The sequence below is a fragment of the Thalassotalea agarivorans genome (genome assembly GCF_030295955.1).
Classification (GTDB): domain Bacteria; phylum Pseudomonadota; class Gammaproteobacteria; order Enterobacterales; family Alteromonadaceae; genus Thalassotalea_D; species Thalassotalea_D agarivorans.
In genome coordinates this window covers 852,653-867,138 of the sequence record NZ_AP027363.1, presented here as the reverse complement: position 1 = coordinate 867,138, position 14,486 = coordinate 852,653, and the positions used below count along the sequence as shown (strand labels likewise).

16 protein-coding genes are annotated in these 14,486 nt (G+C 42.0%); 7 read left to right on the top strand and 9 right to left on the bottom strand.

Going from position 1 to position 14,486, the window contains the following annotated elements:
- Positions 1-11: 11 nt before the first annotated feature.
- Positions 12-1,607: an isocitrate lyase gene (locus tag QUD85_RS04055; RefSeq protein WP_093327689.1), complete on the bottom strand. Its 1,596-nt coding sequence runs from the start codon at positions 1,605-1,607 to the stop codon at positions 12-14.
- 154 nt (positions 1,608-1,761) lie between these two features.
- On the opposite strand from QUD85_RS04055, the gene QUD85_RS04050 reads away from it, so the two are divergent.
- From QUD85_RS04050 to QUD85_RS04030, 5 genes are all read left to right on the top strand, one after another.
- Positions 1,762-2,700 (top strand): LysR family transcriptional regulator, encoded by a 939-nt coding sequence (locus tag QUD85_RS04050; protein WP_093327691.1) that lies wholly within the window; start codon positions 1,762-1,764, stop codon positions 2,698-2,700.
- Positions 2,701-2,702: 2 nt separating this feature from the next.
- Positions 2,703-3,059 (top strand): CidA/LrgA family protein, encoded by a 357-nt coding sequence (locus QUD85_RS04045; protein ID WP_093327693.1) that lies wholly within the window; start codon positions 2,703-2,705, stop codon positions 3,057-3,059.
- Positions 3,052-3,753 carry an LrgB family protein gene (locus QUD85_RS04040; RefSeq protein ID WP_093327694.1) on the top strand — a complete coding sequence of 234 codons (702 nt, stop codon included), beginning with the start codon at positions 3,052-3,054 and terminating at the stop codon, positions 3,751-3,753. Before QUD85_RS04045 ends, QUD85_RS04040 begins: the two co-directional genes overlap by 8 nt.
- A 263-nt stretch (positions 3,754-4,016) precedes the next feature.
- Entirely contained in the window at positions 4,017-6,191 is a 2,175-nt protein-coding gene (locus QUD85_RS04035) for a malate synthase G (RefSeq protein ID WP_093327696.1), read from the top strand.
- A gap of 183 nt (positions 6,192-6,374) precedes the next feature.
- Complete coding sequence (locus tag QUD85_RS04030; RefSeq protein ID WP_093327699.1) at positions 6,375-6,803, top strand: hypothetical protein; 429 nt, start codon at positions 6,375-6,377, stop codon at positions 6,801-6,803.
- 25 nt (positions 6,804-6,828) lie between these two features.
- Here the strand turns inward: QUD85_RS04030 and QUD85_RS04025 are convergent, their stop codons facing one another.
- Together QUD85_RS04025 and QUD85_RS04020 are read right to left on the bottom strand one after the other, a co-directional pair.
- Entirely contained in the window at positions 6,829-7,395 is a 567-nt protein-coding gene (locus tag QUD85_RS04025) for a YceI family protein (RefSeq protein ID WP_093327700.1), read from the bottom strand.
- 9 nt (positions 7,396-7,404) lie between these two features.
- Positions 7,405-7,947, bottom strand: coding sequence for a cytochrome b (locus tag QUD85_RS04020; protein ID WP_093327702.1), 543 nt, complete (start codon positions 7,945-7,947; stop codon positions 7,405-7,407).
- Positions 7,948-8,121: 174 nt separating this feature from the next.
- Between QUD85_RS04020 and QUD85_RS04015 the strand changes: the two genes are divergently transcribed.
- A complete protein-coding gene (locus QUD85_RS04015; RefSeq protein ID WP_093328042.1) occupies positions 8,122-8,574 on the top strand; it encodes an SRPBCC family protein in 453 nt (150 codons plus the stop codon).
- Between the two features lie 35 nt (positions 8,575-8,609).
- Here QUD85_RS04015 and QUD85_RS04010 read toward each other — a convergent pair whose 3' ends face one another.
- Entirely contained in the window at positions 8,610-9,416 is an 807-nt protein-coding gene (locus tag QUD85_RS04010; protein WP_093327703.1) for a sialate O-acetylesterase, read from the bottom strand.
- A 522-nt stretch (positions 9,417-9,938) separates the two neighbouring features.
- On the opposite strand from QUD85_RS04010, the gene QUD85_RS04005 reads away from it, so the two are divergent.
- Entirely contained in the window at positions 9,939-10,277 is a 339-nt protein-coding gene (locus QUD85_RS04005; RefSeq protein WP_093327705.1) for a hypothetical protein, read from the top strand.
- Between the two features lie 23 nt (positions 10,278-10,300).
- Here QUD85_RS04005 and QUD85_RS04000 read toward each other — a convergent pair whose 3' ends face one another.
- The 5 genes from QUD85_RS04000 to QUD85_RS03980 all read right to left on the bottom strand — a co-directional run bounded on the left by QUD85_RS04000 (position 10,301) and on the right by QUD85_RS03980 (position 14,448).
- On the bottom strand, positions 10,301-11,179 hold the full coding sequence (locus QUD85_RS04000) for an endonuclease/exonuclease/phosphatase family protein (RefSeq protein WP_093327706.1): 879 nt from the start codon (positions 11,177-11,179) through the stop codon (positions 10,301-10,303).
- Between the two features lie 16 nt (positions 11,180-11,195).
- Entirely contained in the window at positions 11,196-12,221 is a 1,026-nt protein-coding gene (locus QUD85_RS03995; RefSeq protein ID WP_093327708.1) for a serine hydrolase domain-containing protein, read from the bottom strand.
- A gap of 104 nt (positions 12,222-12,325) precedes the next feature.
- Positions 12,326-13,207 carry a hypothetical protein gene (locus QUD85_RS03990; RefSeq protein ID WP_093327709.1) on the bottom strand — a complete coding sequence of 294 codons (882 nt, stop codon included), beginning with the start codon at positions 13,205-13,207 and terminating at the stop codon, positions 12,326-12,328.
- Positions 13,208-13,211: 4 nt separating this feature from the next.
- Positions 13,212-13,907 carry a hypothetical protein gene (locus QUD85_RS03985; RefSeq protein ID WP_093327711.1) on the bottom strand — a complete coding sequence of 232 codons (696 nt, stop codon included), beginning with the start codon at positions 13,905-13,907 and terminating at the stop codon, positions 13,212-13,214.
- Positions 13,900-14,448 carry an RNA polymerase sigma factor gene (locus QUD85_RS03980; RefSeq protein ID WP_093327712.1) on the bottom strand — a complete coding sequence of 183 codons (549 nt, stop codon included), beginning with the start codon at positions 14,446-14,448 and terminating at the stop codon, positions 13,900-13,902. Before QUD85_RS03980 ends, QUD85_RS03985 begins: the two co-directional genes overlap by 8 nt.
- Between the last annotated feature and the right edge of the window lie 38 nt (positions 14,449-14,486).

Sequence of the window (14,486 nt, the reverse complement as noted above, 5' to 3'; positions counted from 1 at the left end):
GTAAATACCTTTTAACCAAATTGATTCATAGTATTGTCTTTACCGCCAGCTTTTAGTGCAGCATCACCAGCAAAGTATTCTTTGTGATCATCACCCATGTCAGAACCTGCCATGTTTTGATGCTTAACACAGGCAATGCCTTGGCGAATCTCTTTACGTTGAACACCTTGAACGTAACCTAACATGCCTTGGTCACCAAAGTACTCTTTCGCTAAGTTGTCTGTCGACAATGCCGCTGTGTGGTATGTTGGCAGAGTAATCAAGTGATGGAAGATACCCGCTTCACGTGCAGCGTCAGCTTGGAATGTTCTGATCTTCTCGTCAGCGCGAGCCGATAATTCAGAATCATCATATTTAGCATCCATTAAGTTTTCACGCTCGTAACTTGATACGTCTTCACCTGCTTCTACCATTGCATCGTATGCTTGTTGGCGGAAGTTTAATGTCCAGTTGAATGATGGTGAGTTGTTGTACACTAACTTAGCATTTGGCACTACTTTGCGAATTTCATTTACCATCGCACCTATCTGACCGATATGCGGTTTTTCAGTTTCAATCCATAGTAAGTCTGCGCCGTGTTGAAGAGAAGTAATACAATCAAGTACACAACGTGCTTCACCCGTACCTTTCTTAAACTGGAACAAGTTACTTGCTAGACGTTTTGGACGAAGTAACTTGCCTTCGCGGTTGATAATAACGTCGCCGTTTGTAAGTTGATCAGCAGAAATTTCTTCACAATCTAGGAACGCATTGTATTGGTCACCTAAATCGCCAGGCTCGTTAGTTACAGCAATTTGCTTAGTTAAGCCAGCACCCAAAGAATCCGTGCGCGCTACGATAACGCCGTCATCAACACCTAGCTCTAGAAACGCATAGCGAACAGCGTTTATTTTCGCCAAGAAATCAGCATGCGGCACAGTAACTTTACCGTCTTGGTGACCACATTGTTTTTCATCAGATACTTGGTTTTCAAGTTGAATACAACATGCACCTGCTTCAATCATTTTCTTCGCTAACAAGTAAGTTGCTTCTGCATTACCAAAACCAGCATCGATATCAGCAATGATAGGCACAATGTGTGTTTGATAGTTGTCGATTTCGTTTTGAATCGCCTTTGCTTTAACTTCATCACCTTGCTCACGTGCGTCGTCTAACTGACGGAAAAGACCACCTAATTCACGAGCATCTGCTTGACGCAAGAAAGTGTAAAGCTCTTCGATAAGTGCCGGTACCGATGTTTTTTCATGCATAGACTGATCAGGAAGCGGACCAAACTCACTGCGAAGTGCTGCAATCATCCAACCTGAAAGATATAAGTATTTGCCTTTGGTCTCATTAAAATGTTTCTTGATAGAGATCATTTTTTGTTGACCAATGAATCCATGCCAGCAACCTAGCGATTGTGTGTAGTTTGCGGGATCTTTGTCGTAAGCTTCCATGTCATTACGCATGATAGCTGCATTGTACTTGGCTATTTCTAAACCTGTTTGGAAACGGTTTTGCAAACGCATTCTAGCTACGTTTTCTGGGTTAATTGTTGACCATGTGTCGCCATTAGCACTAATTGTGTTGGCTGCTTGTGAAATTGTATCTGTGTAGTTAGACATAGCGTCCCTCTCTCATTTTTTAAGCTTTGTCATGCTGAAACATGAATGAAAACTTTCATACTCGACGCCAAACAGTCTAAAAAAGTTATTTGCATTTACTAAATTTATATTTATTATTACGACCATTCACAGCCAAAATACATAAATTAGAAAAATGAATATATCCAAAATAGATTTGAATCTTTTGATTTACTTAGACGTGCTTTTAAGAGAAAAGAATGTGACCCGTGCCGCTAGCCAATTAAATATTACTCAGCCTGCTATGAGTAATGGCCTTAAGCGTCTTCGTACATTGTTCAATGACCCCATTTTAGTGCGCACATCAGACGGTATGGCGCCAACTGAACGTGCTCGTTCATTAGCGCCGGTAATTCGCAAAATCTTATTGGAACTTGAGGAAGCGCTTCAGGGCGAAGAAGAATTCAATCAGGCGACTAGCCAACGTGTCTTTCGCGTAATGGCAAGTGACTATGCGGCTTCTACGCTGATACCGCCCCTGCTTAGAAGGGTCAATCAGATAGCGCCAAACGTAACTATCGATTTGATGACGCCAAGTGACGTTACTTTCCACGACGTTGAAGCAGGCAAAATAGATATGGCAATTAACCGTTTTGACGAACTGCCGCAGTCTTTTCACCAAAAAACAATCTGGCGTGATGACTTTGCCTGTTTACTTAGCGCCGACAACCCAGTTGTTGCCAAATTCAACCTTAACTCTTATCTAGAAAGCAAACATGTGTGGGTGTCTAAAACTGGCTTTGGTGTTGGTGTAGGTATGGATCCTAAAGATATTCAAAAGCTAGGTTGGGTAGATGAAGCTCTGGCAAAGCTGGGTAAAAAGCGTGACATAAAAGTCTTTACACGTAACTACCCTATCGCGATGCAACTTGCTTATGAAGACGGCCTTATCGCTACTTTGCCGTCAAAGGCGGCGCAGCTGCATGCGCACGACAACAGCTATACCATTATCAAACCGCCGTTTGATATACCTGAGATAGAACTGAAAATGATTTGGAGTCCTTTGCTGCATCACGACGCAAGCCACGTTTGGTTTAGAAAATTAATCATGGAAGCGGCAACAGAAAGCGATTAGTAATGAAAGATGGACTTTACACACTGACCGTGGTGCTGGCTTGTTTACTGCTGGGATATGGCATTCATCATATCCTCGGTGGTTTGCCACCTAGCCTATATGGCATGCTCGCTTTCACGCTTGGTTTGCAGCTTCAATTTGTTAATTCTCAACGCGTTGAAAAAACGGTCGCGTGGGCGATTTCACATATGGGGTTATGCTTTGTGCCAGCAAGTGTCGGCATAATGAATCACTTTGATTTGTTTCAAAATCACGGCGTTGCTATCGTCACTATTGTTGTAGCTACCAGCTTTTTGCTGCTCAATGTGGTGGCAATAGGGTTTCACTTTTTACAAAAGAGAAGCGCGCGAGATGAGTAGTATAATGCCCTATGTGTTAGCGATATTGCTGACGCTTTCTGTATATCAGCTGATGGTAAATGTTCAGCGAAAAATCGGTACACCCTTGGTTAACCCGCTGCTGTTCTCTCTGGCCATTATCATTCCTATTTTGCTCGCAACCAACGTGAGTTTTGAACAGTACTTCAAGGCTGCCTGGCCCATTCATGCGCTATTAGAGCCTGCCATTGTTGTACTTGGCTTCCCTTTGTATCAACATCTTAAAACCATTCGTTACCAATGGCAGTCAATTACCGCCATTTTGGCGCTTGGGGTAGTCGTTGCTTTGGTATCAAGCTTTGTCATCACCATGCTTGTAATCAATCAATTACCGCTAGCGGTGTCGTTATCGCTTAAATCAATTACCACACCCGTTGCACTTGTGCTTACTGAAGACTTTGGCGGCATTCCGTCAATTACCGCGTTTACTATCATTATTGCCGGTTTGGTTGGTGCCCTAGCCGGTATCCCTTGGTTAAATTACATTGGAATTAAAGACGCCAAAACGCAAGGCCTTGCCATTGGCGCGGCCAGTCATGTATTGGGCACAGCAACGATCAGCCAAAATAGCTATGAACATGGGGCCTATGGGTCGTTGTCTCTGATTATTTCGGCCAGTATTACCGCGATATTGAGTCCGTTTATCGTGCCATTTATGATAACAACCCTCACTTAAATTCACAGAATTTATACCAACAATAATAATTAAAAATAGCATGAATAAATATCATGCTATTTTCATTTTTGGCTGTAATAAACGCCTGTATTTAAAGGGGTAAGGCAAATATAGGCTATTACACAGGTTCGCTTAGTCAAAAGCAAATGGGTTTATCAGGCGGTTTAGGTCATTGCATCCGACTCAAAATAAGCCTACATTGCCGAAAAACCTAGCCAAGCAAAAAAGTTTTCAGTTTAGCTTTCATCACAAGGAAAAAAGGTATGTCTCAATACAAACGCTTCGATGCCATACAAGTATCAACCTCCTTACACGATTTTATCGTTGAAGAAGTATTACCAGGATTATCATTAGATACTGCCGACTTCTGGCAAGGCGTTAGCGATATCGTTAGTGACCTTCAACCGATAAACGCTCAATTACTTGCAAAGCGCGAACAACTGCAAGCGCAAATCGATCAATGGCACGTGCAGCATCAAGGCAACTTTGATTTTTCAACTTACAAAGCGTTTCTTAAAGAGATCGGCTACCTAGCCCCTGTACCTGATGATTTTGCGATCACCACCGACAGTGTTGATGCGGAAATCGCTACCATGGCTGGCCCTCAACTTGTTGTGCCAATTATGAACGCAAGATTTGCCCTTAACGCTGTTAATGCGCGTTGGGGCAGCTTATACGATGCTTTATATGGTACAGATGTGATCAGTGAAGAAAACGGTGCAGAAAAAGGCAAAGTATATAACCCAGTGCGTGGTGATAAAGTGATTCAGTATGCAAAAGCATTTTTAGATGAAACACTGCCATTAGCCACTGGACAACACAAAGATGCAAGCGCATATCGTATTGAACAAGATACATTGGTTGCATCAGTAAATGGCGAAGACGTGCGCCTTGCTCAGCCAGACGCATTAGTAGGTTTTACAGGCGATAAACACGCGCCAACAAGCATTATGCTTGTTCACAATGGCTTGCATGTGGAAATGCGTTTTGACGCCGACAGTCCAATTGCAAAGTTGGATCAAGCAGGTATGAGCGACATTCATTTAGAAGCCGCGCTAACCACCATTATGGACTGCGAAGATTCCGTTGCTGCGGTTGATGCAGAAGACAAAGTTGTAGCATACAAAAACTGGTTAGGACTAATTCAAGGTAACTTAACAGAAAGCATTAGCAAAAATGGTAAAACCTTTACCCGTAATATGCATGCTGATAGAACCATCTCTGGCTTAAACGGAGAAGAGGTGACGTTAAAAGGTCGCAGCCTAATGTTTATTCGCAACGTAGGGCATTTGATGCAAAACAATGCGATATTGCTAAGCGATGGCAGTGAAGTATATGAAGGTATTATCGATGCCATTATGACATCGCTGATCAGCACACATGACCTTAATAACCAAGGCGCAATCAACAACAGTAAAACGAACGGTATTTATATTGTTAAGCCAAAAATGCATGGCCCTGAAGAAGTCGCCTTTGCAAATACCCTGTTTGACCGTGTTGAGCAGCTATTAAAGCTACCTGCTAACACAATTAAAATGGGCATAATGGATGAAGAGCGTCGCACTAGTGTTAACTTAAAGGCATGTATTGCCGCCGCTAAAACACGCGTAGTATTTATCAATACAGGCTTTTTAGACCGTACTGGAGATGAAATTCATACCTCTATGCTTGCAGGCCCTATGGAGCGTAAAGCAGATATCAAAAACACCACCTGGATCGGCGCCTATGAAGACAACAATGTAGATGTAGGTTTAGCTTGTGGCTTAAGTGGTAAAGCACAAATTGGTAAAGGTATGTGGCCTATTCCCGATCAAATGGCAAACATGATAGCCACCAAAATTGGTCACGTTAAATCAGGTGCAAATACCGCTTGGGTGCCATCGCCAACAGCAGCCGTATTACATGCACTACATTATCATCAAGAAAATGTGTTTAGCTTGCAGCAAAGTATTGCCGAGCGCAGCAGCGCCGATGTTGATGACATTTTACAGATTCCTTTGGCCGCTAATCCAACATGGAGCCAACAAGAAATTGAGCAAGAGCTAGATAACAATGCTCAAGGAATCTTAGGCTACGTAGTGCGATGGATAGACCAAGGTATTGGCTGTTCGAAAGTGCCAGATATAAACAATGTTGGCTTAATGGAAGATAGAGCAACGTTAAGAATATCGAGCCAACATATTTGTAATTGGCTGGCACACAACGTATGCAGCGAACAACAAGTGCTGGCGAGTATGAAGAAAATGGCAAAAGTGGTTGATCAGCAAAATGCTAACGACCCACTGTATCGCGCGATGGCAGATGACTTTGACAACAATATCGCGTTTAAAGCGGCTTGCGATTTAGTATTTAAGGGTAAAGAGCAACCCAGTGGTTACACCGAACCTCTGCTGCATCACTACCGCTTAGCGCTTAAAACAAGCTTAGCCACAGCATAATGAAAAGCCCTGCAGATGCAGGGCTTTTTCTTTTAATCGCACTTTTCAAGCAATTTATCTTAAAGCATTGGTATTTATTTATTTCCTTACTTATAGTACATTTTGTAAACAGTTTGTTAATGTTTGGGCAGTATAAACGTAAAGCCAATACTAAAAAGGAAAGGCAACAATTAGGAAGATCGCATGAAAGTTAAAATGATAATGACCCGCTTTACCATAGCGCTAGTTGCATGCTTTAGTTGTTTGTCGCTTGCAAATAGTCCCAATAATCAAGGCCAAGGCTTTGATTTAAACACGCATCGTTATATGGCGATGTATGAAATGCATTTAATTGCTAAGCCACAGTTAAAGCAGCTAAACAGCTTTGCTAATTTGCTTGCTGTGTCTGAAATCCAGCGTTTCACTCCGTTGCCAGTGACGCCAGAGAAAGAAGAGCGCTCGATGAGTTTTTACGAACAAGCAGCGCTATTTAATGACAAGCTTCAGCAGTTTTTGGCAAGCTTTTCATCAAACTCTGTACTCGACCAAAAGGAAATGTTTGCGAAACCCGCTGTCGCAAAACCTAAGGTGAAAAAACAGAGTGAATGCAAGAAAGCAAATTATATGAGTTAATAAAAAAGGGCTGAAAAGCCCTTTTTTATTTCTTGATACCTTCTACGTGCAGCTCTAATTCTATCTGAGCTGACGCTGGCCCTAAATCCATCATATTGTAGTCTGCCATAGCAATTTGAGTGGTACCTTCAAAACCAACACGATAGCCGCCCCAAGGGTCTTGTCCTTCGCCAATTTTGTTGGCATCAATAACAACTTCTTTAGTAATACCTTTTAAAGTAAAGTCGCCGGTAATTTTAAGCTTACCATTACCTAAGTCCTCTACTTTTTTACTAACAAAACTTGCGCTGTCAAAGCTTGAGACATCAAGGAAGTCTTTACCTTTAAGGTGCTTGTCGCGTTCAGCGTGGTTTGAGTCAACACTGGCTGGGTCAATATTCACGTTGATTTTCGACGCCGCAACATTGTTAGCATCGTAGTTGAAATCTCCAGAAAAGGTATTGAATCGTCCTGTTAACCAAGAGTAACCTAAATGCTTTACTTTAAAGTTAATACTGGCATGAGCGCCTTTGTCATCAATAGTGTAATCTGCTGCAAACGCTAATGGTGTCATTGCTGTAAATAGTGCAGCGGCTAATAGTTTTCTTGTCATAATTTTTCCTTATTTGTTAAATGTGATCATTCGAGTCAGAGTGTTGTCTTTGTTAATAAAGTGATGTTTCAAGGCCGCCAAGGCGTGCAATGTGGCTAAGCCAATCAAGCCATAGGCAATATATTTGTGAATGTCTCCGGCAATAACTTCTTGGTTATCAAACAGCTTTCCTGAGGCTGGAATGCTAAACCAATTGAATACCTCAATTGCTCTGCCATCTGCAGTCGAAATTAAATAGCCACTGACAAAAAGCCCAATAAGCAATGCATAAAGCGTAAAATGTGCGAGATGTGCCGCGCGATTTTCTATCTTACTACCCAAGGCTTTTGGCGTGACTTGCAACCATTTAAAGATGACACGTATTACAGTTGCCGCACACAACAAAATACCTATGCTTTTATGCCAATGGGGAGCAGTTTTATACCAACTAGAGTAGTAATCTAGCTCAATCATCCATAGGCCCAGTGCAAATAATGCAATAACAGTGAATGCACTTAGCCAATGAAGCAGCATGCTGATCAGGCCGTAGCCATTGTTGGAGTTTTTAAGCATGTTGTCGTCCGTAGTTAATCTATATGGGCGTTAGTATGCTTAGTTTTAAAATTGGGATAAACAGGTATATTGAACACACTTTGTTTCATAAATAGAACAATAAAGATATTACCCACCGCTATAGCTTGCAGCGCAAACAAATCTGCTATGCTTGAAAGAAAAAAGGATAAACCTATGCAAGTATCTGTTTCACAAACAATAGCGGCGCCAGCAGAGACTATTTGGCAAGCCATTACCAACATTGATAACTGCGATCAAATGATTACCGCCATAAAATCAATTGAGGTACTTGAACGTCCTGAAGAGGGTGTTGTTGGCTTAAAGTGGCAGGAAACACGTGAAATGTTTGGTAAAGATGCAACCGAGACGATGTGGATTACAGAAGCGAAGGCGCCTAGTTATTATCACACGAGAGCCGAAAGTCACGGCAGCGTCTATATATCGACCATGGCAATTGAAGAGCAAGATGGTAGCTGTGAACTCAGTATGTCGTTTAAGGGAGAGCCGCAAACATTTGGCGCAAAAATACTGATGTTTTTGATGGGCGCTATGGTAAAAAAATCGATGATTAAAGCGATCGAACAAGACTTAATCGATATTAAAACATTTGTAGAGGCGTCTAAATAGACGCCTTATTTACATCTAATCTTTACGCAGCTAACTTACTTCGCACATGTTTTAGCAAGCTTAATATAGTGGCGCGCGAAATCTTCGCCCATGCTGATGTAACCCGGGCTCAAATAATGCCAAGGATCTTTTTCCTCGTATGGGTATGTAGAGGTTTCTTCCATATAGGCCGCACAAATGTCTTTACTAACAAATTGCTTTTGCGCCTGATGCACAATATCAATAAACGGCATAATATCTTCTTCACCTAACTGCGAATCGGTAATTTTCGCAATAACCACAGTTACGCTATCATCTCGCAGTGCCGCTCTCAGTAAGTTCATTAAACGTGTTAGGTTGTATTCATATGCTTTTGCAGACGCCTCACTTTGATGTGCGTCCGCTTCTCCTTGCATCCACATAATACCCGCAGGTACCAAAGTGTCTTTTTCTCCATCGCCATCGATATCTTGTGCGGCAAACGCATTGGCAAATGTAGTGAGTGCAAAGTCATATTGATTTTGGCCATTACCTTCTCTGAAATCAGGTGACCAGTTGCCGTAGCCTGTTTTTAAATGCAAGCCGGTACCACCCACTGCATACTTGATAATAGCGATATGTTTGTCTGGAAATTGCTTAGTTAAGGCGTAAGCGAAACTTAATTCTGCGCCAAAACGTTTGCTGTAATAATTCTTAACTCCGTCTGATGCAAAGCCGCCACCATGGCCAGCCTTAAGTGGTGCCCAAATGCCTTTGCCGCCGTTGGGTTTATTATCAAACACGCCATTACCATGAAACATCATGACATTAGGTATCGATTTAAGATGTTCTGGTAATACAGCTACGTCACCATAACCGTCCATAGGAGGGCGTGTTGAACCTTAATGTGCGATTTTGCAGCGAATTGTTTGAGGTTTATACGAGGCGGCGACTATGACGATTAGTCTTCTAAACAAATAGGTGGCAACAATGGAGAAACATCAAACAAACGCTGCCCGTTGGGTTCGGCCTATAAACTCCCTGCTCTGCAATATCAATCATCAACATAGTTGACTATGTAAAATGCTAGCTATTTTGATCAGACAGCCTATAGATTGAACAAACTTCACACATTAAAGTTCAATACGCCCTTCATTGCCCACCTAGATAAAACCTTAGGTATTCTTTTGCTTGCAGCGATTGCCCAAAACTCAAGACAACCAAGCAACACATTATTATTTTTTTCATTTGCACATTCCTATGTTGTTAGCCTTACCATAAGGCATAAATAGCGCTATGACTAGAGCATGTCTCAGTTTGTTGAACCTTATCGCTTTGTTCAGGCACAAATTAGAATCTATGCCTATACTAAGAATACTCATTAACATCTTGTACAAGAGGCGATAATGGCTTGTTCTAATACTTCTACTCACCCAGACCATACTCATGGCCCTAATTGTGGTCATACGGCTATTAAACATGGCGATCATGTTGATTACTTGCATGACGGGCACCTGCACCATCCACATGAAGATCACTATGATGAACATTCGTTGGATGTGAGCAAAGATAACCCTGATGAATGCAATGAAAAATTCAATTGCGGAGAACATGTACATGGGCCAGGATGTGGTCATGAGGCGGTGCCACATGGCGATCATATAGACTATATCGTTAATGGTCGGCTACATCACGTGCACAATGGCCATTGTGATGACCATGGACCTGTTGAAATCGTCAGATAAATAAAGGCACTTAGGTGCCTTTTTTAATGGCTACGTGTAGGTGCTAACGTTGCAGTAATTGGAAAATGGTCTGAAGGATATTGCCCATTTTTATTTGTTTGCACTATGTTTGCGTTTATTAAAGTAAAACTGCCACTAAACAAAAGCCAGTCGATGCGTTTTGACTGCGCTTTACCCGTAAAGCCATGGTAAGTGCCAACATTGTTTAGTTGATCACTTGCATGAGCGTCGGAAAGTGATAACTGGGTAATTAGCGTATCGTATGGGGCAGAGTTAGGTGGCGAGTTGAAATCGCCTAACACAATAACATGGGCATTGTTTTTCAGCGCCTTTATTCGATTAACTATCAGCGCAGAGCTTTGTTTACGTGCAATTTCGCCAATGTGATCGTAATGCGCATTGACAACAAACAAGGGTGAAGTGTCTTTAAAACGTTTGTCTTTAAGTAGTACCCAACTCACCATGCGAGGATACGCCGCATCCCAGCCTTTGCTACCGGCAAGCAGTGGCTGTTCACTCAACCAAAAATGGCCTTTTTGTAGCAACTCAAATCGTTGTTTAAGATACAAAATCGGCACTTGCTCACCTTGCTGTAATCCATCATCTCGGCCTGCGCCATGATAACCGTAATTAGACAAAGCTCGTTTCACATCGTGTGCCTGATGCAAACGCACTTCTTGTAGGCCTACAATATCTGGCGCAAAGTTATTAATGGTTTCAAAGGCAAGTAACTTACGATAAGGCCAGGCATTGTTTTTATCTCGCTCGCTGTCGTAACGAATATTAAACGACATAACTTTAACGGCTTGTGGCGCATAGGCTTCACGTTTCTCGAACGCGATAGCAAACACACTGGTGCATAGTAAAAGTATGCTAAACGTTAACGTTATCAATTTATTCATCAAATCCTTGTTCCATTTATTGCGCGCTGATATCTGCAATTCGACTCAATAGAATTTGCGCTAAGTTCCAGTGGTAGCCGCTAAAGTCGGTGGTATTGGTAAACATCACTATCACCGTATCGTCTTCTGGATAATACTGAGCAAAACTTTGATAGCCTGGTATTAACCCTGAATGCTCTGTTGGATATAACGAGGTATAAAGTGCTTGTTCGTTTGGCGCAAATGCGTCGCCATTGTTTAATGCACGAACGAAGCGACCTACATCTTCTGCAGTTGCTACCATAGAGCCGTAATGGACAAACTTCATATCTTCTTCTATGCCAACATAATAGCCACTCATCAGTAAATCCATATCGATGTCGTCAATCGATTCATAGGTTTGTGTCAGTCCAAGTGGTGATAAAATAGCTTGCTGAAAATATTCAAACTTTTCCATAAAACTGATTCGTTTAATTAGCTCTGATAACAGCAAGTAATTGGTATTTGAATATTCATAGTCATCGTTGGGTGAGAAGTTGGCAGGCTTATCAAAAACCAGCTCAATCGCTTGTTCAAAGCTGTCGACAGGATTATTCCAATAGTCTGGCGTATTAGTAAAACTAAACAAGCCACTGCGATGCTTCACTAGCATTTCAATGGTAATTTCCTGAGCGTTGGCAATGCGAGGTGCAAGCTCGGGAAAATGATAGGCAACACTATCATCAAGTGATAGCTTTCCGCTATTTGCCAGCTTAGTTACCGCCAACGCATGGTAAAGCTTACCTATGCTAGCAATCTTAAACAGCGCGTCTGGACGCGCTGGAAGCTTGGCGTCTTTATCGTGCCAGCCAGCTGCAAAATATTGAGGCGATTGATCGGCTTTGTCGATATAGACGATCATGCCATCAAAACCATGCGACAATCCTTGTTCAAGCTGCGCTTGCATTGTGTTTGGCAGTGGCAAAATCCACGCCCACACTAATATCCAAGGCACAAAAAACAAGGAAACAATAGTGCTAATAAATAAGATCAATCGCAGATAGAATCGTTTGGTTTTATTCATAAGTCCTTTTGACTATAAGCTCGCAGTAATAACAGCCTACCCTATTGTCATAAAAAAAGCGCCAATCTATTGGCGCTTAGTTGTAAGTAATAATGACAAACTGACTAGAACTGATAGGTAACTGCACTTTCTAGTAACTTAGCTGTATCAATTTGATCGGTCGCACACTTCATTACATTGGCATGGGTGTAGACATATATACGATCCTGATAACCTCGCCCTGCTCGCTCGCCCGCGTTTTTCATAACAAAAGTGACGTATTCATTTTTACCTAAAGCGCGTAAGCCGTTGCCATATAAACACAAGGTGTCAGTTAGGTTTTTCGCTAGCTCATCATTTTGTTTTTGACGGCGTTGCTCTTGCTCTTGACGCGCCTTTTTCTGTTTAGCCGACAAGTCTTTTGATTTACGCTCTACAATAATAATGCGTTCTTTTAGTGCTTTTTTCTGCTTTTCTAGCTGTTCTTTTGCTTTATCGAGCTCTTTCTTTTCATCTTTTTCAGCCATGCGTTGTCTAAACTCGATATCGCGTACTTCGCGTTCTACATCACGTAAATCTCTGGCTATATCACGCTGCTGTTCGTGAAGCTCGTATACGATTTCTCTGTCGTTTTCTAACGCTTCAATTGCCATCGCTCGCGCTTCTTCTTGCGCTTCAATAATCTCGATACGCACATCTTCATCTACACCTGGTGCCACTGGTGCAACGGGAGGTACCGGCGTAATAATTTCCATATTGTGGCTGAATATACGATAACTGTTGGCGTTAATCGTAAACACCGCCCCTTGCCCTTTTAAGTACATTGCATCAATCGATGAACCATGACCAAAACCCTTATTGTCACCATTAATTGACGACTTGATGATATTGGTCATGACTTGCAGTTGTTTTTGCACTGCTGCCATTTCTTTACTCGCGTCTTGTGAAAGCGCACTAAATGACGTGATAGCTGCCGATGTTAATACAATTGATTTCAGTAACTTCATAACCTTATTCCTCTACCGTTGCGTCACTTTCTTCTGGCATTGTATTCATGCCTGATTCTTGATAATTGGTTTGCTTGTATTGCAAAGCACGTTCAATTTGGTTGATACGTCTGTTTTGCGACAACTGTGTTGCCTCATTTTGCTGATTCAAATAGTCAAAAAACTCTGTCATATCTTCTTTTCGCTCTTGGCGTGATGTCGTTAAGATATAGTTAGCAAGTGCCATATTTTGATCATTAGTTTCTTTGTTCAAATCTTTGGTAAATGTTGCCAAATAAAGCTGTTGCTCCGCGGCAAATTCTCGCATTCGACTATCTAGCAAAGCATTAAGCTGATTTTGATCCACCTCGGCTTGTTGTGGGCCAAAAGTGAGTAACATGCCTTTATCGTTAAACTGCAGTTGCACATTAAACAGCACCAAAAATACCGCCGCGATTGAACAAGTGAGCGAGAGCAAAGGCAAGCCGCCCCATTGCCACCAGGCGCGTTTGTCTGCGTCAAAGGTAGCTTCTCGATTCCACTGCGGGACCGATTGCTCAGGATACATATCAGCTTGTTGCGCTATGTATTCTGCGGTCTGCATACGCTGTTGCCACATAGGATCTTCGGTTAAATCAGGCTCTATTTCGCCTGCATTTTTACCTTCCATCCAGTCTAAAAATGCTTTTTCTTTGTCGTGTTGTTTATGTTGATCAGACATATTCAACCTCCAATAAACCTTTTAACTTATCTAATGCCGTATACAATCGAGATTTTGCTGTATTCACTGAGATCCCCAGTTGGTAAGCAATATCATCGAACGTACAATGCTGGAAAAACTTTAACTCTACGACCACCTTTTGATTAAACGGCAGTTGTTGCATTGCTACATGCAATTCTTTCGCTTGTTGCCCTAATTGCGCCGCATGTTCTGGGCAAGCATGGTGTTCTTCTGCTTCTTGCTCGGGCGCTTCATCAAGCGATTGTGTTGGGCGCTTCTTACGATAAAACTCTATGCATCGGTAATGGGCGATTTTGAACAACCAACTTTTAAACGCACTGTCGCCACGAAAATTCGCTAAATTACGAAACACGGCAATAAACACATCTTGCATTAAATCCATTGCATCTTGCTCGTTACTCACCATACGAAGCGTATAGTTGTATATCGCCTTCTCGTAGCGCTTAACCAGGGCTAACCAAGCAGATTTATTCTGTTTCAATGCCTGTTTTACTAGAGTTTCGTCGCTGCGTTCAAACACTTGATTTCCATTATTTTTGCTGCGTTATATAGATAGTC

Bases quoted from the DNA above. Each gene is read 5' to 3' on its own strand.
- QUD85_RS04055 (WP_093327689.1), bottom strand. From the start codon at position 1,607: ATGTCTAACTACACAGATACAATTTCACAAGCAGCCAACACAATTAGT.
- QUD85_RS04050 (WP_093327691.1), top strand. From the start codon at position 1,762: ATGAATATATCCAAAATAGATTTGAATCTTTTGATTTACTTAGACGTG.
- QUD85_RS04045 (WP_093327693.1), top strand. From the start codon at position 2,703: ATGAAAGATGGACTTTACACACTGACCGTGGTGCTGGCTTGTTTACTG.
- QUD85_RS04040 (WP_093327694.1), top strand. From the start codon at position 3,052: ATGAGTAGTATAATGCCCTATGTGTTAGCGATATTGCTGACGCTTTCT.
- QUD85_RS04035 (WP_093327696.1), top strand. From the start codon at position 4,017: ATGTCTCAATACAAACGCTTCGATGCCATACAAGTATCAACCTCCTTA.
- QUD85_RS04030 (WP_093327699.1), top strand. From the start codon at position 6,375: ATGAAAGTTAAAATGATAATGACCCGCTTTACCATAGCGCTAGTTGCA.
- QUD85_RS04025 (WP_093327700.1), bottom strand. From the start codon at position 7,395: ATGACAAGAAAACTATTAGCCGCTGCACTATTTACAGCAATGACACCA.
- QUD85_RS04020 (WP_093327702.1), bottom strand. From the start codon at position 7,947: ATGCTTAAAAACTCCAACAATGGCTACGGCCTGATCAGCATGCTGCTT.
- QUD85_RS04015 (WP_093328042.1), top strand. From the start codon at position 8,122: ATGCAAGTATCTGTTTCACAAACAATAGCGGCGCCAGCAGAGACTATT.
- QUD85_RS04010 (WP_093327703.1), bottom strand. From the start codon at position 9,416: ATGGACGGTTATGGTGACGTAGCTGTATTACCAGAACATCTTAAATCG.
- QUD85_RS04005 (WP_093327705.1), top strand. From the start codon at position 9,939: ATGGCTTGTTCTAATACTTCTACTCACCCAGACCATACTCATGGCCCT.
- QUD85_RS04000 (WP_093327706.1), bottom strand. From the start codon at position 11,179: ATGAATAAATTGATAACGTTAACGTTTAGCATACTTTTACTATGCACC.
- QUD85_RS03995 (WP_093327708.1), bottom strand. From the start codon at position 12,221: ATGAATAAAACCAAACGATTCTATCTGCGATTGATCTTATTTATTAGC.
- QUD85_RS03990 (WP_093327709.1), bottom strand. From the start codon at position 13,207: ATGAAGTTACTGAAATCAATTGTATTAACATCGGCAGCTATCACGTCA.
- QUD85_RS03985 (WP_093327711.1), bottom strand. From the start codon at position 13,907: ATGTCTGATCAACATAAACAACACGACAAAGAAAAAGCATTTTTAGAC.